The organism is Rhizobium rhododendri, assembly GCF_007000325.2.
In the GTDB taxonomy this organism is placed as follows: Bacteria; Pseudomonadota; Alphaproteobacteria; order Rhizobiales; family Rhizobiaceae; genus Rhizobium; species Rhizobium rhododendri.
Genome location: NZ_CP117268.1, coordinates 831039 through 850568, shown reverse-complemented (window position 1 = coordinate 850568; position 19530 = coordinate 831039). Strand labels below are relative to the sequence as shown.

Here is a 19530-nt window from a genome sequence, read left to right as displayed (position 1 = left end):
GAGACACCGAATGAAATCGCTTGGCCGTTTCTATCTGATCGCCATCCTTGTCTTCCTCTACACTCCGATCCTCGTGATGATGGCCATGGGCTTCAACGCCTCGCCGCTCTACGAACTGCCCTTCACCTTCTCCACCCGCTGGTATGAGGCGCTCTGGAACAACAGCATCCTGCTGACCGCAGGCATGAACAGTATCATCATCGCCGTCATCACCGCTATTTTGGCGACCACGCTCGGCACGATGGCATCGGTTGCCCTATCGCGCAGCACGTTCCGCGGCAAAAGCTTCCTGCAGATCATGCTGCTGCCGCCGATCGCCATTCCGTGGCTGATCACCGGCACGGCCATGCTCATCTTCTTCTACTGGACCGGTATCGGTCGCGGCATGCATGCGATCATCATCGGCCATGTCGCCCTTGCCATCCCCTATGTGGTGCTGGTGGTCGGAACGGGCTTCCGGACGATCCGGGCCGACCTCGAGGAGGCCGCCATGAGCCTGGGCTCCACGCCCGTCCATGCCTTCTTCTCGGTGACCCTGCCGCTGCTCTATCCCAGCATCCTGGGGGCTGCCCTGTTCGCCTTCGCGGTCTCGCTCGACCAGTTCGTGATCTCTTATTTCCTCGCAACACCCGGCTTCACAACATTGCCGGTTCAGATTTACTCCTCGATCCGCAAGGGCTTCACCCCTGAAATCAATGCGATCTCGACTGTTCTTCTTCTCGGTTCGATGACCGTGATCCTGATTTTTGCGCGCTTCGCCAAGCCCGGAGACACAAGTGACAAACGTTAACGTCCATTCCGTTGCCAAGACCTACGGCACAACGCCTGTTCTCGCCGATATCACCACCGAATTCCCGGAGGGCTCGTTCACCAGCCTTCTCGGACCGTCCGGCTCCGGCAAGACGACGCTCCTGCGCATCATCGCCGGCTTCATCAAGCCCGACCAGGGGGTCGTGACCATCGGCAGCAAGGATGTCACAAACGTGCCCGTCTGGGGACGCAACATTGGCATGATGTTTCAGTCCTACGCGCTGTTTCCGCACATGACGATCGCCCAAAACGTGGCTTTCGGTCTCGAGCGCCGCGGCATCAAGGGTGCGGTGGCGCGCAAAGAAGTCAATCGCGCCCTCGACATGGTGCGCCTGCCCGGTTTTGCCAACCGCATGCCGAAGCAGCTCTCCGGCGGCCAGCAGCAGCGTGTTGCGCTGGCACGCGCCATTGTCATCAAGCCGAGCGTGCTGCTGCTCGACGAGCCGCTGTCAGCGCTCGACCGCAGGCTTCGCCAGGAGATGCAGGTCGAACTGCTGCGCATCCAGCGCGAGAGCGGGCTTACGACAATTTTCGTCACCCACGACCAAGAGGAAGCCCTGACCCTGTCCGACAAGGTCGCCATCCTCGACAAGGGCCGCATCATCCAGATCGGCGCGCCCGACGCTGTCTACGAAAAGCCGCTGACGCGCTTTGCCGCGGAGTTCCTGGGCGATTCCAACTTCCTCACCGGAACCGTCGAGGACGGCGGAGTTAAGCTCCCGGATGGCACAATTGTGCGCAGCGCCAGCCCCCTGCCGGCCAACGGCACCAAGGCGACGCTGGCAGTCCGCCCCGAGAAGATGTTCATTGCCGCCGGCAATGGCGAAGGCAACAACCTGACGGCACGCATCACGACGGTGATCTATGCCGGAGCGGTGCTTTCCTATCTGCTGGAAACAGCCGATGGCATCCCTCTCAAGCTCTTCGTGCAAAACAGGGACGGCACCTTGCTCAGCGAAGGCGATACGGTGACACTGAACTGGTCGCCGGAACACACCGTCAGCGTACTGGATTGATGATGACGGGCGCGCCGCTGTCCGGCAACGTGTCGCTTTTCATCATCGACATGCAACGGCTCTTTGCCGAAGAGACGGCCTGGTTCACGCCTGGCCTCGCCGCCATCGTGCCGAATGTGTCGAAGCTTGCCGAAGCGCAGCCGGACAGGACGGTATTCGCCCGGTTCGTCGTGCCCCAACAGCCGGCGGATGCGAGGGGACAATGGCAGAGCTACTACGAGCGTTGGAAGGCAGTGACGCTGGACGAACTCGATCCGGCAATGCTGGACCTCGTCGCGCCGCTGGCGTCGCTGGCACGGCCGGGTTCGATCGTCGACAAGAAGACCTATTCTGTCTTCGAGACTCCGGGCTTCGTGGAGCGCCTGGATGCACAGGGTATAGATACGATCGTCTTCACCGGTGTCGAGACGGATGTGTGCGTCTATGCCAGCGCGCTCGATGCCGTGGACCTCGGATACAAGGTGATCCTTGCCAGCGATGCCCTAGCCAGCGGCGACATGGTCGCCCATGAAATGGTGCTGACGCGGCTGGCGCCGAGGTTCTCGGAGCAGATTGAAATTTTGACGACGGACGCCATTCTGGATTGGTGGTCCGCATGACGGCTTTTCATGGGTCGCCGACTTTCGGCAGCCATGAGCCAGGTTGAGAGAGAAGATGGACATTCCACTCAAGGGCAACGCCCGGGAATCGGACGGTACAGCAGCGCCAGCGGCGAAACGCGACCAGGCGCAGTATACGCTGGGCGAGCAGATCGGCTTCTTCCTGCGCCAGGCCAACCAGCGCCACGTGTCGATTTTCGCCAACCTGATCGCCGAGAAGCTGACGACCACCCAGTGGGCGGCGCTCGTCAAGCTCAAGGACCTGCAACCTTGCTCGCAGGGCAATCTCGGCCGCGAGACGGCGATGGACATGGCGACCATCAAGGGCGTCGTCGACCGACTCGTGAAGCGCGGCCTGGTGCATACGGCGCCTGACGCGGCGGATGCGCGGCGTCTCGTGCTGACGCTGACCGAAGAAGGCCGGGCTATGGTCGAGCGCAATCTTTCCATCGCGCTGGAGATCTCGCAGCAGACCCTTGGCCCGCTGACGGCCGCAGAACGCATGATGCTGATGGAACTGCTCCAGAAGATCTGTTGACGGGACTCGCGCGGTCCTTCCCTCCAGCATGCCGACAAAGGAAAATCCGCCATGTCTCCCGCTGACGAAAAGGAAATCCGCTCGCTGGTCGCGGCGATGACGCCGGCAGAGAAGGTCGAGCTCGTCAGCGGCTGCGGCCTCTGGAGGACAGCTGCCATCGACAGGCTGGGGATAAAATCCATCCTGATGACCGATGGAACCTATGGCGTTCGCTACTCGACGACACAGATCGATGCCGGCGACGACGCGGAGAATGGCCTTGCCGCATTTCTGGATGTGGTGAACCAGCAAGCCGACGACACAGCCGGCATGTTCGGCACGACACGCCCTGCGACCTGTTTTCCCAACGGAAACCTTGTCGGCTGCTCCTGGGACCTCGACCTGCTCTACCGGATGGGCGAGGCACTGGCGCGCGAATGCCGAAGCCTCGGCATCCATCTCCTCCTCGGCCCCGGCATCAACACGCGGCGCACGCCGCTTGCCGGACGGGCTTATGAATATTACTCGGAAGATCCGGTGATCAATGGCGAGCTTGCCGCCGCCCTGATTTCCGGCTTGCAGGACAATGGCATCGGCGCATCGCTGAAGCACTTCGCCTGCAATAATTCCGAGATCGAGCGGACGACGACCAGTTCCGACGTGGACGAGCGAGCCTTGCGGGAAATCTATCTCGCGGGTTTCGAACGGGCGATCGCAAAAAGCGCCCCGTGGACGGTCATGAGCGCCTATAACCCGGTCAATGGCGTCCAGGCCGCGGAGAACCCCTGGCTTTTGCAGCACGTGCTGCGCGACGAATGGGGCTATGATGGCCTCGTCTTGTCCGACTGGCACGCCATCAAGGACCGGCCCGCATCTCTGGTAGCCGGCAGCGACCTCGACATGCCGGAAAGCAAGCCCCGCAAGGCCCGCCTTCTCGCCGCCATCGAGGCTGGAAAAGTCGACGAATCCAGACTCGACGAGGCCTGCGCGCGGGTTATCGGCCTCGCCCATCATTGCCAAGCTGGCGCACAGCCGGCTGTGCCGGCGGACCTCGATCTCCACCATGCCCTCGCCCGCCAGATCGCCGCAGAATCCATCGTGCTGCTGCGCAACGAGCATCAGACCCTACCACTCGATGCGACCGCTTCCGGCGATATACTGGTCGTCGGGGACGGCGCCCTACTTCCGACGATCCAGGGATCGGGCTCCGCGACGACCAACCCATTTCGGGTCGACAGCCCGTTCACGCAAATCGCCGCGCGTGCTTCCCCTGATCTGACGGTGCGTCACGTTGCCTTTCCGGGGGCGGAGGACGCGACGCTGGGGTTTGCAACGCAGGCCGTCCTCGCGGCCGCCTCTTCGGCCCAGGTGGTCATCGTCTTTGCCGAGAACGAGAAGGCCCGCAATGGAGAGGGCAACGATCGCGACAGCCTCAGACTGGCCGCCGGCCATGACCAACTCATCCGCGCCCTCGCCGATGCCCGACGGAAGGTCATCGTCGTTCTCACCATGCCGGATGCGGTCGAGATGCCGTGGCTCGATCGCGTCGATGCCATTCTTGCCTGCTTCTACCCCGGACAGGGCGGCGGCGAGGCCGTTTCGCGGGTGCTGTTCGGCGAACAAAATCCGTGCGGGAAACTGACGACGACAATGCCTGCGCGCCTGGAGGATATCCCCGGCTGGCACACCTACCCCGGCGAAAATAGTCGGCATCTCTACAGCGAAGGAACATTCGTCGGCTACCGCTTCTATGACCTCAAGGCCATGCCGCCGCTTTTCCCGTTCGGCCATGGCATGAGCTACACCCAATTTTCCTACGAGGAGATGGTGCTGGACAGACAGGACATCGGTCCCTCGATGACTTGTACGGCCAGCATCACCATCCGCAATTCGGGATCAGTTGTCGGCAAGGAGATCGTCCAGCTATACGTCCGCCCCGTAAAGCCGGGCCTCAGGCGGCCCATCCGGGAACTCAAGGCATTTGCAAAGATCGCGCTCCACCCCGGCGAGGTCACCGTTGTGGCCCTGCCGCTCGCCCCGCGCGATTTCCAGTATTTCGATGTTTCCCGCGGCACTTGGGTGCTCGAAGCGGAGGCCTTTGTGATCGAAGCAGCCGCGTCCTCCCGCGACATCCGCCTGGAATGCCGCCTTGGCTGCGTCTCCGAGACCTTTCCCCCGGTGCCGCTATCGACGCTATCGCCACCGTCGCTTGTCTTTGCAAACGCAAAAGCCTCCCCGGCGCTGACGGCACTGCTGATGGCAAAACTCGATATGTCCGAGCCAAATGCCACTGCGCTCCTGAACAAGCTCGACGGATCGTTCCTCGGCTTCTATGACACGTTGAGTTGGTACATCGGCGACGAAATCGCCGAAGCAGATATCGAGGCACTCTTCACGGCGTTGAATGAGGGCGAACTGGAGGTGCCCAAAACCGGCGTTTAATGAGGCGGCTATGCGAGCAGGCATGTTGTCCCAACAGCGGCCCTTCTCGAGGTGGTCAGCGGAAGTACTCTGACATGGCCATTACGATGTGCCTAATCGTCAACCCGCGATCTTATGGCAACATGCTTTGGCGAGACTGTGGAGGTCATTATTCCGCCGCCCAAGACGGCAGTTCAAAGCTCCTAATCAGCGTTAGAACCATTGATACGCGATCGCCACATCACCGAAATCGAGACCGGAGGCCGGATGGCCTGGCAGTAATCCACTGGCTATAGAGCCTTAATCAGACGGGCACGTCTAGACCCAACCGATGATGGCTGGACGCCTGAAGATATCAACGCCATGCGCCGGGACAATCTGCCATTTCGCTGCCATCCGTTCGAGTTGGCCTGTGCTGATCTCGAAATAGAACATCGGCTGACCAAACCTCGACATCCATGGACCAACGGCCAAGTCGAGCGGATGAACCGTACCATCAAGGATGAAACGCTTCCACTACGACAACCACGATCAGCTACGTCATCATCTCATGGACTTCATCGATGCCTACAACTTTGGCCGACGACTAAAGGCCCTTCGAGGCCTTACGCCATACGAATTCATCTGCAAAATCTGGACAACCGAGCCGCGGAGGTTCACGATTAATCCAATCCATCAAACCTACCTAAAGAAGCAAGATGTCCCTTAAGCCAGGATGCAATCGCGGCCTACCACCCCTTGTGAAGCAATTCTGCAGATGCGAAATTTCGCTAGATTTCTGCCTCATTGATTGAAACAGACGGTAATGAAGTGCAGTTCTGTTGACACCAGCCGTTCTGAAGTCGAAAAGAATCTCACCCGCTCATGGAGATAGCAATGACTGACGAAACCGAAACAGGCGCGCAGATTGATGTTGTAGCACCGGATGCTCCGCCAGAAGCGCCTAAATCTAAAAAACAGCGCGCGCCTCGTCGTTCTAAGGCCGAAATTGAAGCCGCTACAGCTGCAAAGACACCGAAGGTCCGCCAGATGCGGATTGGCAAGGCTGAAGGCGGACCAGTGCGCGGGACAACTACCGTATCCGCTGCGACGACGAAGACAGAGGCCAAGGGTCCAGCAAATCCCAAGCCTGTCAGGCAGCCGGCAACACCGCCAGCACCTCTCACCGCTAGTGATGACATGGCTGATCTTCTTCAGCTTGAGGAAGACAACAAGAAACTTCGTCACGCCTTGGCCGAAAAGTTGCGCGCTGAAAATGCTGATCTGCGCAAGCGCCTCGGCGTTTGATCTCGCTTCAACTTTGCTCGCTGTTCGCGCAATCTATCTCCGTAACCATCAAATATCTTAGCTTTTAAAATATCTTGGCTCGATTTCGAGCCGGGACGGAGCTGTCAGAATTGTCACATCTGCGGCTCAGAAAGAAGTCCTATGAAACCACCTTGGAAATATCTAGCGCAGCTGCTGTCTCGGCAAAAATCCTCCGAGACAGCAAACGAAGCAGGCGCGCCTGACAGCGCTCAAAAGCTTGTCGAAATAGAACTGCGGCCAACTGCGACTATCCTGCTCTCGTCCCAGGAGGCAATCTCTGGAACCGTGCAAGTGAACGAGGGCAAGCATGAAGACCTAGCACCGGCGCTGGCGGCGATTGAGAACGAAATCGTTCCTGAGACGCCCGATCTGAAATTGGACTACCCCGAAACAGCTAAGGCCGAGGTGACTAAGGAGAAAGCGCAGTCCAACTCCGATCTGTTAGAAGAGCGGCTAGAGGTAGAGGCTGCTGCACAGTCGCCGAAGCTTCGGCAGGCGAGGTTGAAGTCCGCAACGAAAGTCCGCGTCGGCTCGCCAGATGAAATTCCTGGTGCCATCGCGGACTTGCCCATTAATGCCGCATCTTCGACCGCGGACCCTTTTTTTGAGACCCCGACAAGCCTGGATGAAGACATCAAACACCTCAAGGATCTGCTGGCGCAAAAGCTACGTATTCAAAATGCCCAGCTCAGAGAAATGCTCAAGCGCTTCGAACGCTCCTGAGTACGTAGACCACAGTCAGAGAAAAATATGAGAACACAGCAGCGCAGTTTCGTCGTCGAAATCAAATCGGCACGCCGGCGACTAAAAACACAGCCGAAATCCATCTGGGGCAACACCGATTTCGCGGCTCTGGTGAGAGATACCGAGGCAACCCTGCCGTTTCTGCACAACGCCAACTCGGAAACCCCGATCAGTTGTGAGAACCTGCCAACCGACCTGGAAAAGCAGATCGAAGTCGCCGATGTCAGCAAGGTCGGTGGAGAAACGCACAGTCTGTTGCCGGCAATCGATTCCGACCAGATTGAGCGAAATCATCAAGATGCGGTTCCAAATAATAGTCAGGTCGTGAAGGTGCCGGCCAGTGAGCCGACACGCCAGACAGTAAAGGCGCTTAAGCGTCGTTACACACGTCGCAGGTCTGTTGCCAAGGATGCAATCGCAGCGCCTTCTGTCGCGATGGCGGTCGACGTAGTCGAGACCCACTCCGATGACTTGGCATTGCTTTCTGCCGAAAACCTCCGCCTGAAGCGGCTCCTCGCGGAACAACTGAGGCACCAGAATGCACAGCTTAGGCAGATGTTGGAACGTTTTGGGATCGCCTCACGGGCAAATTGAGACCGTGTCGCAGTGCAGTCTTGTTTGGCGCATTAGGGAAATGGTCTTCAAGCACCCGCCGCTGTGACAGCGATCGAGCCATTGCTCTCGCCGGCTCGGGAGGTAGTAGATACAGACGGTAGCGACCCACGATTCTGCCTACGCTTATCCATCAAAGCAGGTTTCAAGGATGATGAATGCCGTATTTCCTGGTCTCCTACACCGCGCTAGTCGAGGCGGATGATGAAGCAACCGCTGCCCAAAAAGTTTATGGAGAAATTTGCGATAACGAAAACATAACCTTCACTGTTACGGCCGATGAGAGCGTCAGGACGAAAATCACGATCCCCACGCGCACGAGTCTAACTCGATGCCTAGCCGCCTTCTAAGAAGCCGCTAAAGGCCGGTAAGCCGGGGCTGGCCAAGGCAGTAGTCGCGTGGGATCCTGATTAACTATCAACAAGGATCCGGTAGCATTTCAAAACGCGTTTGCGTCCTTGATGGACCCGCCTGTTCTCATCGAGTTGCAAGCGACGCGGACTGACTTGGCGACGGGGAGATCGCCCTTCCGCGGTTTTCGACGCGCGAAATGGTCGATGTCGAGCACGCCATGGCCTGCCGGGCGGAGGTCTTGAAACATGCACGGAGCCATGGCGTCGACCGACATCATGTCGATCGTGCAATAGACAAGCAGGATATGGCGATCCGCACAAGTCTCATCGGCAACACGGCCGGCAAGATCGAGTGGGCCAAGATGGATCGGTAGATCGCGACCGGCGCCTGGAGACGGCGCATCTTTCCGATGAGCAGCGCGAGGCCTCGGTTGCCTTTGCCACTCATCGCACAGTGGACGGTCTGGCTACCTATCGGGACAACAGCAAGGTTTCGTTCAGCGAGACGCGCGAGGCGGCACGCGCCGAGATCGTTCGCGACTATCTTGCCGATCGGGAGCAGCGGCCGGATGGCAGCCGTGTGGCAATGGCGCATCGGCGTGTCGATGTTCGCGCCATCAACGATGCAATCCGAAGCGAGCTGCAGGCGCGCGGCGCGCTTGCCAAGGTTCGCGACGGTGGCGATCTTCTGGAGAGAGAGGGTTCCGCCCCGGAGCAGCAGGGGCCGCAAGCCTTCACCTATCAGACCAATGATGGCCGGCGCGATTTTGGCGAGGGAGACCGGCTGGTCTTCCTGGAGAACGATCGCGATCTCGGCGTGAAGAATGGCATGCTGGGGACAGTCAAGGCCGTCGAGCCCGACGCACTACATGTAGAGCTCGACGGCGGTATGCTGTCGCCAGGGGATGGAGTTGGCCTGGTAAGGATAGACACAAATTCCTACCAAAGTTTTGATCATGGCTATGCGACGACGATCCACAAGAACCAGGGTGCGACAGTGGACAGGGCGTTCGTCATGGCGTCCGAGACAATGGACCGGCATCTGACCTATGTCGCCATGACCCGCCATCGCGACGGGGTGCAGCTTTATGGGAGCCAAGACGAGTTCAATCGCAATGGAGGTCGTCTGGTCGCGCATGGCGTTGCGCCCTTCGAACACAAGGCCGGTAACCGCGACAGCTATTTCGTGACGCTGGAAACCGATCGGGGCGAGAAGCACACGACGTGGGGCGTCGATCTCGGTCGGGCAATGGCTGAGGCGAAGCCGGAGATCGGAGACAGGATCGGGCTTGAGCATCGCGGATCGCAGACAGTGCACCTTCCAAACGGCACGACGGCCGAGCGCAATTCCTGGAAAGTCGCTGGCGCTGGCGAACTTGCCTATCGACAGATGGAAAGCCGGCTCAGCCGCTCCGGCGCCAAGGAAACCACGCTCGACTATACCAGGGACTTTGCCGAGCGCCGTGGCGTCGCGCAGCATTTTGGCATCAGAAGCGAGATTGATCTTGCTCCTGCCCCAAAGCTTGTCCAAGAACTGGTCTCCCGTGCGGACCATCCGGCACGGGAGGTTCAGGACCGGTCGGCACTGCGTGCCTCTGATGAGGTGCGACCCCCAATGCAGGCCGGTCCTGAACGCGATCCCGCTCGGGCTGTTTCCGACCACCAGCAGGCTCCGCGTCGTAGCGCATTTGCTGGCTTGAAGCTCGGGCGCAATGGAGCGTCGCAACCCCAGCCATTGCAAGATCGTCCCAAAACGGCGGAGGAGCGCCCTCCGCAGGCGGCAACCCCGAAGCGCAGCATCTTTGCCGGCTTGAAGCTGAATGCCGCCTCCAGGGAGCGTGAGCCGGCGGACAGGCCAGATATTCCACGATCGCCTGAGGCATGGCGGCGGCCGTCGCAGTTCGAGCAGGCGGTCGACCGGTATGCCCGCGCTTTCACCGCTGCAGCGAGGATGCAGGATCAGGGACTGCCCATTCTTGCGAGCCAGAAATTGGAACTGCAGGGAGCCGGCCGACAGATGGAGCAGGCCCAGCCGGGGTCACCGGCACTCATGGCCTCAGCCGCCCGATATGATCCAGATATCTTGAAAGCTATGCGAGCATATACCGGCCGCGAGCGCGTCAGTCATTTGATTGCCGGTATGGAGAAGGAAAAGGCTTTGCAGGCCGATCCGAACGTTCGGGCCGACCGGCTGATCAATCGCTGGCAGGAACTACAGACGGAGCGCCAGGGCCTTCGCGGGCCCCATGACAAGGCCCGCGGCAAGGTCGAGGGGCAAATGCGCCAGGTATCTGCTCAGATCGAAAAGGATCCACAGGTGGAGGCTATCGTGCGCAGCCGCGCCCAGGAGCTCGGCATCGGCAATATACGCCAGGAAAAGACTATTGCCCGCGAGATGGACCGACAGATTTCCCGCGGGCGTAGCCAAGGGCTTGAACGATAGGAGTGCGTATGACTGACAGCACCGACGATCAGGAGCGGGCGATGCCGTCCGAAATCGATGAGGCGACCGAAGCCTTCGAGGCCTTGCGCCGGACCGTGGAGAAGCTCGCCCGCGATCTCGGTGGCGAAATGGTGGTCATCCGCAAGGGCGTGGAGGCCGCCTTCGAACGGTTCGAGACGTTCCAGCAGCCGGCCGACCATAGCGTGGATATCGGCCAGATGGTTGAGAGCCTGGTCCTGGTCGCGCAGCACCTGACGGCTATCCAGAAGTCGCCAGCCTTGAAGAACGGCCCCGAGCACTATGCCCGGGTGATCGAGACTGCGGCTGAGCGCATCTCGGCTAACGCCGTTCGGACACTTGAGAACCGGGAACGCGGTCTGCAGCGGGTAGAGGCCGACATCAGAGAGGTCGTCAGCAGTGCCCGCGACCGGCAGACCCAGGATCGCTGGCTCCTCGGCGCCGTGGCCCTCGGCATCGTCATGGGCGGAGTGTTCCTCACCCTTGGGCCGCGCTTGCTGCCAGGATCGATCGACAAGGCGATTGCCGCCACAGTCATGAATGCCGATCGCTGGGATGCGGGGATCGCCCTGATGCAGTCGTCAAGTCCCGAGGGATGGCGTGGCATTGCCGATGCCAGTGCTCTCGTGCGTGCCAATCAGCAAGCGCTCACGACCTGTGCTGAAGCGGCCGCAAAGGCCAAAAGCGAGCAGCGTTGCGTAATCACGGTTGCCGTGCCAGCTTCCGACAAGTAACCAGCATTCGTTCAGCCACCAGATTTTACAGGCCAAACAATGACAAGATCGGAACTCGTCCAAATCGTCGCGGCGCGCAATCCCCACCTCTACAACAGAGACGTCGAGCGGATCGTCGACATCATTCTCGAGGGAATTACCGAGGCCCTGGAAAAGGGCAACCGGGTCGAGCTTCGTGGGTTCGGGAGCTTCTCCGTGCGACACCGCCCGCCGAGATCCGGGCACAACCCGAGAAACGGGGAAACCGTCTTTGTCGATGACAAATGGGTGCCATTTTTTAAGGCCGGAAAGGAAATACAAGAGCACTTGAATTCCGGGAATTCGTAAGCCGGGAACGTATCGCGAAGCGAACCGAAGGTCTTATTGCAAGCTATGTGGCGTGCCCAAAAGATCGGCATTAGGCTCCCCTAGGCAGCCGAGCGGTACGTTAAATCGCGTCAAGCGCCCAGGTTTCATCGGCTTGGTAGGCGATGCACCGTTCAGATCCATTCGAGGGTCTCGGCACCAGACCGGGGGATGAAGGCCCTGAACTGGATGACAGCCCAAACGATGCCAGCTTCATCGACAATCTCAAACTGCTGACCGCCAACAGGTTTTCCAGACGCGCTACAATCCGCAACGATCTCCTTTACGGATCGTTGCGCGTCGTCGATAGCCGCTTCAAGATCCTTAACTATACTTCCTTCCAAATCCTGGAAGAAGATTAGCCCGTTCCGAACGTGGAAGAAATATCGTTTCATCTTGAGTATGTACCGCCGGGGGATCATAAATCAATAGTTGCATGTTGCGATGATGCAATCAACCTAGATAGCAAGGTTGGATAAGCCCCTCAATTCGCTGGGGACTGAAGGTCTGGGTGGTTGCGCCATTAACAAGAGTTGGACACGATCAAGGCTCGTTAATTGAGAGATACATAATGCGTTTCCATGCGCCCGCCATTTCACGAGCCCGCCTTGAGCAGTTGCTTTCTCTCAACGCTCATTCCAAGCCGATTTCGCCTGGAGTCGACCTGAGAAGCCCCGAGCCAGAACAAACAAGCCTAAACGTTTCCCATCCAACGGAAAAAACCTCGCGCTAAGAGTGAGACGTTTTCCAAGCAATATCATGGAGTTGGCGCGTAAGGGTGATTTATGGAACTTTTGGATTGGTAATGTTGATCGGGCCGCAAAAGTTTACTCATCAGTTGGCGAACCTCGGTTGCGCTGTGTAGATCCTCTGACCCTACTGCACTCATCGCAGAAGGCTAAGTAGGTGGCCGAGATTTACTCCGCCGAAGTGGGACTATCCCGCCACCACCGTGGCCGACTTTTGCACCGCCGTTCTCATCGCTGACCTGAAAAGCGCCAAGATCGAAGATGTCAGCGTCATCGCCATCGGTTTTCACACCTTCAGGCTGGTGCTGTAGAAGCCAAGCGTCGAATCATCCGATGGGCGCCTATGGCGTCCATTCATTCCGCGGCGATGGCGTCTTCCGGCTTGTCAAAGGGCATCCGGCCTTCCATGAAATCGATGCGGCTCGGGCAGGTGGTCAGCCGCGAGCGAAACGCATCGACCATCCAGACGGTCGCCGGACCCGGCGGATGGGCAAGCTTGTGGATCGCATAGATCGGGTATTCGCCCTGCTCGTAGGCTTCAAGGTCGAGATGAACCAGGCGGCCGCTCAAAAGGTCCTCGCGGATCAGCGACGCCGGCAACCCGCCCCAGCCCAGGCCGCCCCGCACCAGATGATGCTTGGTGGCGACGTCGCTGACGCGCCAGGTCCGGTAGGACAAAACGTTGAAATCACGACCCTTGGTCATCGCCGTGGAATCGGTGACAACAAGCTGCACCTCTTCGCGGACATCGGCGATCGTCAACGGCCGGTCGATTGCGGCGAGCGGATGATTGGCAGCGGCGACCGGCATCATGAAGGAATGGCCGATGCGCTCGACTACCAACGAATCGTCCTGCTTGAAGATCGCACCGCCGATGCCAATCGTCGATTGACCGCTGGAGACTAGTTCCATGACGGCTCCGAGTTCGCCGACATTGAGACGCATAGAGACGGACGGATAACGGTCGCGGAACTCCCGCAGCACTTCGACCATCAGGCCGGTCGGCACCATGACGCTGATGGCCGCGGCGACCTCGGCCTCGATCCCTTCCTTGAGACTGCCGACGCGGGCGCGCATGACCTCCAAATCGGAGAGGATGCGGCGGGCATCCCCGAGCATGGCCGCACCGGCATCGGTCAACTTCGCCTGGCGGGCGCCGGAGCGTTCGAACAGCCCGACTTGAAGCTGTGCCTCCAGATTGGCGATCGTATAGGAAATCACCGACTGGGCGCGGTTTAGGGAGCGTGAGGCGGCTGAGAAGCTACCAGCCTCGGCGACAGCCAGAAATACCTGCAATTGGTCCAATGTCGGGTTAGGCAGCACGATCCATCCACTTCATCGATAACTGCGATCCATATTATCACAGTTTTTTCGATAGTCATGCTGGCCTATCTGTTCGGGGAACGGCATCGATTGCTGACTGAACCGCCGCCTATCGAAAAAGGAAATGCCTCATGTCCTCCATCCTTCTCCTTACATCCAGCCCACGCTCCGATTCTCTCTCGACCCAGATCGCCACTGAACTTGCCGAAAAGCTCAAGGCACAGACGCCCGGCGCAACGCTTGTGCACCGCGACTTGACCGCGACGGCGCTGCCGCACATCGACGAAGTGTTCACAACCGCCATTCGCACGCCAGCCGACGGCCGCACAGCCGAGCAGAATGAAGTGACGAAGACGTCAGACATGCTGACCCAAGAGCTTCTTGCCGCCGACACGCTGATCATCGGTACCGGTATGATCAATTTTTCCATCTACTCGTCACTGAAGAGCTGGATCGACAATATCGCCCGTGCCGGCCTGACCTTCAAATATGGCGAGACCGGCCCGATTGGCCTGACCAGCGGCAAAAAGGCTTATATCGTGCTTGCCTCCGGCGGGATCTATTCGACCGGCCCGGCCGAGGCGCTGAACCACGCCACGCCGTACCTGAAGTCGATTCTCGCCTTCATCGGCGTCACCGACGTCGAGACGGTGGTGGTCGAAGGCCTCGCCTATGGTCCTGAAGCGGCTGAGAAAGCCATTGCAGCTGCCCGCACCCGTTCTGACGAACTGGCGGCTGCTGCCTGATCCATAGCATTGTTGTGACGAGGGAGCGGCCGGAAACGAATCGGCCGTTTTCTATTGGGCCGCGTCTGACTTGGACCAGTTATTTTTAGCAACTTGCCTTTAATCGTATCCAAAATTTCTTCCGGCAACGCGGGGGGCATCAAGCGGCCTTCTTCGCCGGCCCAAAAGGATGCATCCAATCGCAGCGACCTGTATTGCCGCTGCGCAGAGGAACAGCAAGGTTGATCCGGCGGCATAGACACCGTCAGCCCCGCAGCAGACCAAAAGCTGCCGGCGCAAAGGCATGACCAGCCTAACCGATGGCGACCATCAGCGGCACCACGCGCGCGGTCTCTGCTGGGGGAACTCCTGCTGTGCGATGAGTAGCGGTAGCGATGTGGCGTTTCCAACTCCCAACCCAAACAGCGCGATGCCGAGAAAAAGCCACGGCCCACTGTTACCTACAGCAATAATGACCAGTACCGAACCGATTACCTGCACGCCGTAGCTGGCACAGGCGACAAGCCGGCGGCCGACTGAAGGCACGCGTTGTTGCCTTCGGACGCCGGCCGGAAGACGTGGCCGTGATGCCAGATTTCCTGGCGGTGATCGGCCGCACCTCGACCGAGGCAGCCGAAAAGCGGGCTGGGCTCGATCAATGGACGGACATCAAGAGCGCGATGCCGCGTCTCGAGGAACGGCTGGGCCATAGTCTGGCAGGCCGCGATCTCGATGCTCCCCTGCCCGATCTGCCGATCTCGGATCAGCCGCGCAGCCGCGCCGAATTGCTGACCGAACTGGCGAAGCGGGAAAAGCTGACCATCCGTCAGTTGGCGCTGCGGGTTGCTGCAGGACGCGGCCATAACATGCTGGTCGGAACGCCGGTCGAGATTGCCGACCGGATGCAGCAGTGGTTCGAAGCTGGCGCCGCCGAAGGGTTCAATGTCATGCCGCCCTTCTTTCTGCAGGGACTGGAAGATTTCACCCAGTTGGTCGTGCCCATCTGCAGGAGCGCGGCCTGTTCCGATTGGACTACAGCGGTTCGACGCTGCGAGACCATCTCGGCCTCGATCAGCCCGCACTCCTTGCTGCTGCAGGGTGATAAACCGGAAACGTAGCGCGCCGCAGGTGGCCAAGGCGTTTTCGACTGACGCCGGCAATAGCGCCCCGACGCCGCAGCTTCGACCGAGCAAAACCATTTCCTTAAGGCAGGAAGAAAAAGAACAACCTGTCTTTCTCTGTTGCCGTTTCACGCTTAGATGCATTGCTCTATCCGCGGCGGGGTCATTCGTGAAGCGCGCACCATGCAAATCGATTTGCCCGGCGGCTGGACACGACAAACTCGTATCTACAGGCACGGCAGGCGGATCGACCGGTCTGCCAGACACTATCAACCCCCTCCAGCCCGAAGTCGTTTCATGAAAGAGCCAATATCCGACCAGATTCTCACCGCGGTGGGAGCGCTATTTTATCGCGAGGGCATACGTGCCGTTGGCATTGACCGAATCATCGAGGAGGCCAAGGTTGCCAAGGCCACACTGTATCGGCATTTCCCTTCAAAGGACCATCTTGTCGCCGCCTATCTCGAAGATCGCCACCACCGCGTCATCCGATCGCTTCGAGAGGTTCTTGACGAGGCGAAGACGCCACGGGATCAGATCCGAATGATTTTCGAGCAGCTGCACCAGAAAGCCGACAGTCCGGAATTCCGCGGCTGTGCATTCGCGCTCGCCGTTGCCGAACATGGCGATTCGGTGCGCGTCACGACGGTCGCGCGTATGCACAAAAAGACGGTGAAGGATATCTTCCGCGCCGTCATGGCAAATTCCGATCTGGGCTCCGAACCGGCGGCAGCACATCTTTCCCTTCTCTACGAAGGCGCGCTGGCAACGGTCGCCGTCGAACGCGATCCCGGTGTGGTTCTCATCGCGCGCGATTGCGCCATCGCCGTCTTCGACACGGCCCTTCATTCGAACAGAAAAGCTGCAAAGAGCATTCCATGACCAAGAACATCGACTATTTTTTCGGCATTGGTTCGCCCTGGGCTTTCATCGGCCTTGAGGCCTTTACGGCGCTTGCCGCCAAACACGGCGCCTCGATCCGCCCCTTCGTGATTCCGCTCGTTGAGGACAACGGCGCCATCTATTCGCGCAACCGACCGGAAGCCCGCCGCGCCTACTGGATTAAAGACCTGAAGCGCTGGGCAGCCGTCCGCGGCAAGACCCTAGATTTCGACAACCGCTCCACTCTCTCCGATCCCACGCCGGCCGGTTTGATGGTCATTGCCGCAATCGAGCGTAGCGACAACTGGTTGAAGCTGACGGCCGCGCTACAGGCGGCGTTCTGGGAACGAGGAGAGGATATCGGTCAATCAACTGTCCGCGTTGCCATTGCCGATGCTGCCGGGCTCGATGGCACTGCATTGGAGCAACGGGCCCAGGCCGAAGACGTCAAGGCCACCTGGGAATCAAACCTCGAGACGGCAAGAGCGGGCGGCGTCTTTGGCTTTCCGACCTTCCGCTACGATGGTGAGCTCTACTGGGGGCAGGACAGCCTGCCATTCCTCGATCGGCATCTGAACGGCGACAAGATCGTCGCCTGACGGGTGATGCGGCATGGCTGCCGCCACCCCCTCACCAACAGCACTGCTGGGAGCAATCCATGTCCGCTACATTGCCAGGTTCGCTCGTGTCCACCGAATGGCTGTCGGCCCATCTCTACCATGGGACGCTTCCCCACATGCTACCGTCCAGTGCGGCGTTCGAGCGCCATGCCTCGGATCTCGGCATCGCCAACGACGGCGTTGTCGTGATCTACGACACGCCCGGCCTGATGTCGGCGGGACGGGTCTGGTGGACGCTGCGGACCTTCGGCCACGACAGGGTCGCCATCCTCGACGGCGGACTGAAGAAATGGCTGAGCGAGGCAAGGCCGGTGACCGACGAAGTTACCCATCCGGCCAGCACCTCGTTCCGTGCCAAATTCGCGCCGGCTGCCGCCCGCTCAAAGGCGCAGCTTCTCGACAATCTGACGAGCCATGCGGAGCAAGTCATCGATGCCCGATCGGTCGGCCGTTTCACCGCAGAGGAAAAGGAGGCGCGGCTCGGTCTGCGATCAGGACATATTCCCGGAAGCCTCAATCTGCCCTTCAACGCGCTGACCGATCCGCAATCCGGCGAAGTCCGCCCGTTGGCTGAGATCCGCGCGGCCTTCGAGGATGCCGGTCTCGATTTCGCCGAACCCGTCATCGCAAGCTGCGGCTCCGGCGTTACCGCGGCGGCACTCGCCTTTGCGCTGTATCTCGTCGGCAAGCAGGACGTCGCGATCTACGACGGCGCCGCGACCGAGTGGGGACAGCACGGCGACACACCGGCCGCCACCGGCGCGGCAAAAACCGGAGGCGGCGAATGACGCACCTCTCGACAGAACTTTCCGACAAACTCCGCGCCATTTTCGGCGATCGCTTCTCGACTTCGCCTGCCCTGCGCGAGCAGCATGGCCGCGGCGAATCCTACCATACGGCAGCGATGCCGGACGGCGTCGTATTTGCGGAACACACTGACGAGGTGGCGCAGACCGTCCGGCTATGTGCGGCCGAAGGCGTGCCGGTAATCGCGTTTGGGGCGGGCACCTCGCTGGAGGGGCATCTGACGGCGATATGCGGCGGCATCTCCATCGATCTTTCGCGCATGTCGCTGATCGTCCGGGTCGGCGCCGAAGATCTCGATTGTACAGTCGAAGCCGGCGTCACCCGCGAGCAGCTCAACACCCATCTGCGCGACAAGGGACTTTTCTTCCCGATTGATCCCGGCGCCAACGCCTCGATCGGCGGCATGGCGGCGACACGCGCCTCGGGCACCAACGCCGTCCGTTATGGCACGATGCGCGAAAACGTCCTGTCGCTGACCGTCGTCCTGCCGAGCGGACAGGTCGTGCGCACCGGCGGACGGGCCCGCAAATCCTCGGCCGGCTACGATCTTACTCGGCTGTTCATCGGCTCGGAAGGGACGCTCGGTATCATCACTGAGGTGACACTTCGACTCTACGGCATTCCCGAGACAATTACGGCGGCGCTGTGCTCGTTTGCGAGCGTCGAGCAGGCGGTCGACACAGCGATCGCTGTCGTCCAGCTGGGCATCCCCGTCGCCCGCATGGAACTGATGGACCGTGGGCTCATCGCTGCGGTCAACGCCTATTCCAACCTGACGCTGAAGATCGAGGACACACTTGCCTTTGAATTCCACGGCTCTCCCGCTGCCGTACAGGAGCAGGTCGACATGGTGGCGGCGATCGTCGACGAGCATGGCGGCCGGGATTTCGAATGGGCCAACGCAGCGGAAGATCGAAACCGGCTGTGGAAGGCGCGTCACAACGCATTCTATGCAGTGGTTTCACAGCGTCAGAATGCCAAAGGCTGGTCGTCAGACGTCTGCGTTCCCGTCTCGGAACTGAGCGACTGCATTCTGAAGACGCGCGCACTGCTGCAGGGCTGCAGCGTCCCGGCCGCCATTCTCGGCCATGTCGGCGACGGCAACTATCACGTCGTCTTCGCCGTCGATCCGGACAACAGGGCAGAGCTCGACGAGGTCGCGGCGATTAACAAGGCGATGGTTCTGCACGCACTCTCGGTCGGCGGCACGTCGACCGGTGAACACGGCATAGGAACGGGCAAGATCGACTACCTGCGCCGCGAACACGGCGATGCCGTCGATCTGATGGCCGTGATCAAGGCCGCGATCGATCCCATGAACATCATGAACCCGGGCAAGATTCTGCCGGAATGAGTTTCTTGGCCTCCGCTGCGTGAAGAATG

Annotated in this window: 19 protein-coding genes and 2 pseudogenes; 19 read left to right on the top strand and 2 right to left on the bottom strand. The window is 60.0% G+C overall.

From position 1 onward, the window contains the following. Positions 1-10 precede the first annotated feature (10 nt). The 13 genes and pseudogenes from PR018_RS21675 to PR018_RS21615 all read left to right on the top strand — a co-directional run bounded on the left by PR018_RS21675 (position 11) and on the right by PR018_RS21615 (position 11902). Positions 11-790, top strand: a complete 780-nt coding sequence (locus PR018_RS21675; protein WP_142831792.1) for an ABC transporter permease — start codon at positions 11-13, stop codon at positions 788-790. Further along, complete coding sequence (locus PR018_RS21670; protein WP_142831791.1) at positions 777-1826, top strand: ABC transporter ATP-binding protein; 1050 nt, start codon at positions 777-779, stop codon at positions 1824-1826. Before PR018_RS21675 ends, PR018_RS21670 begins: the two co-directional genes overlap by 14 nt. After that, on the top strand, positions 1826-2425 hold the full coding sequence (locus tag PR018_RS21665) for a cysteine hydrolase family protein (RefSeq protein ID WP_142831790.1): 600 nt from the start codon (positions 1826-1828) through the stop codon (positions 2423-2425). The genes PR018_RS21670 and PR018_RS21665 overlap by 1 nt, the downstream gene beginning before the upstream one ends. Positions 2426-2480: 55 nt before the next feature. Further along, positions 2481-2963, top strand: a complete 483-nt coding sequence (locus tag PR018_RS21660) for a MarR family winged helix-turn-helix transcriptional regulator (RefSeq protein WP_142831789.1) — start codon at positions 2481-2483, stop codon at positions 2961-2963. Between the two features lie 51 nt (positions 2964-3014). Next, positions 3015-5384, top strand: coding sequence for a beta-glucosidase (locus PR018_RS21655; protein WP_142831788.1), 2370 nt, complete (start codon positions 3015-3017; stop codon positions 5382-5384). 396 nt (positions 5385-5780) lie between these two features. Then, a pseudogene (locus PR018_RS21650) lies at positions 5781-6072 on the top strand (integrase core domain-containing protein); the annotation flags it as partial. 167 nt (positions 6073-6239) lie between these two features. After that, positions 6240-6650: a SyrB-like regulator gene (locus PR018_RS21645; RefSeq protein ID WP_142831787.1), complete on the top strand. Its 411-nt coding sequence runs from the start codon at positions 6240-6242 to the stop codon at positions 6648-6650. Positions 6651-6791: 141 nt separating this feature from the next. Then, positions 6792-7394, top strand: a complete 603-nt coding sequence (locus tag PR018_RS21640) for a hypothetical protein (protein WP_142831786.1) — start codon at positions 6792-6794, stop codon at positions 7392-7394. Positions 7395-7421: 27 nt separating this feature from the next. Further along, positions 7422-8009: a hypothetical protein gene (locus tag PR018_RS21635; protein ID WP_142831785.1), complete on the top strand. Its 588-nt coding sequence runs from the start codon at positions 7422-7424 to the stop codon at positions 8007-8009. A gap of 610 nt (positions 8010-8619) precedes the next feature. Then, complete coding sequence (locus tag PR018_RS21630) at positions 8620-8754, top strand: hypothetical protein (RefSeq protein ID WP_257623450.1); 135 nt, start codon at positions 8620-8622, stop codon at positions 8752-8754. Positions 8755-9209: 455 nt separating this feature from the next. Continuing rightward, a complete protein-coding gene (locus PR018_RS21625) occupies positions 9210-10823 on the top strand; it encodes a hypothetical protein (RefSeq protein ID WP_425064169.1) in 1614 nt (537 codons plus the stop codon). Between the two features lie 8 nt (positions 10824-10831). Continuing rightward, positions 10832-11575, top strand: coding sequence for a DUF6118 family protein (locus PR018_RS21620; RefSeq protein ID WP_142831783.1), 744 nt, complete (start codon positions 10832-10834; stop codon positions 11573-11575). A 39-nt stretch (positions 11576-11614) separates the two neighbouring features. Beyond that, entirely contained in the window at positions 11615-11902 is a 288-nt protein-coding gene (locus PR018_RS21615; protein WP_142831782.1) for an integration host factor subunit beta, read from the top strand. 152 nt (positions 11903-12054) lie between these two features. Here PR018_RS21615 and PR018_RS28520 read toward each other — a convergent pair whose 3' ends face one another. Beyond that, positions 12055-12315 carry a DUF6894 family protein gene (locus PR018_RS28520; protein ID WP_425064162.1) on the bottom strand — a complete coding sequence of 87 codons (261 nt, stop codon included), beginning with the start codon at positions 12313-12315 and terminating at the stop codon, positions 12055-12057. Positions 12316-13023: 708 nt separating this feature from the next. Next, positions 13024-13992 carry a LysR family transcriptional regulator gene (locus tag PR018_RS21605; RefSeq protein WP_142831780.1) on the bottom strand — a complete coding sequence of 323 codons (969 nt, stop codon included), beginning with the start codon at positions 13990-13992 and terminating at the stop codon, positions 13024-13026. A gap of 131 nt (positions 13993-14123) precedes the next feature. On the opposite strand from PR018_RS21605, the gene PR018_RS21600 reads away from it, so the two are divergent. The 6 genes and pseudogenes from PR018_RS21600 to PR018_RS21575 all read left to right on the top strand — a co-directional run bounded on the left by PR018_RS21600 (position 14124) and on the right by PR018_RS21575 (position 19501). Then, the gene (locus PR018_RS21600) at positions 14124-14738 is read left to right on the top strand and encodes an FMN-dependent NADH-azoreductase (protein ID WP_142831779.1); all 615 of its coding nucleotides are present in this window, start codon (positions 14124-14126) and stop codon (positions 14736-14738) included. A gap of 515 nt (positions 14739-15253) precedes the next feature. Beyond that, positions 15254-15819: pseudogene (locus PR018_RS21595) on the top strand (LLM class oxidoreductase); the annotation flags it as partial. A gap of 316 nt (positions 15820-16135) precedes the next feature. Further along, entirely contained in the window at positions 16136-16720 is a 585-nt protein-coding gene (locus PR018_RS21590) for a TetR/AcrR family transcriptional regulator (protein WP_142831778.1), read from the top strand. Next, entirely contained in the window at positions 16717-17319 is a 603-nt protein-coding gene (locus tag PR018_RS21585) for a 2-hydroxychromene-2-carboxylate isomerase (RefSeq protein WP_142831777.1), read from the top strand. The genes PR018_RS21590 and PR018_RS21585 overlap by 4 nt, the downstream gene beginning before the upstream one ends. 59 nt (positions 17320-17378) lie before the next feature. After that, the gene (locus PR018_RS21580; protein WP_142831776.1) at positions 17379-18128 is read left to right on the top strand and encodes a sulfurtransferase; all 750 of its coding nucleotides are present in this window, start codon (positions 17379-17381) and stop codon (positions 18126-18128) included. Continuing rightward, the gene (locus tag PR018_RS21575) at positions 18125-19501 is read left to right on the top strand and encodes an FAD-binding oxidoreductase (RefSeq protein ID WP_142831775.1); all 1377 of its coding nucleotides are present in this window, start codon (positions 18125-18127) and stop codon (positions 19499-19501) included. The genes PR018_RS21580 and PR018_RS21575 overlap by 4 nt, the downstream gene beginning before the upstream one ends. The last annotated feature ends 29 nt before the right edge of the window (positions 19502-19530 follow it).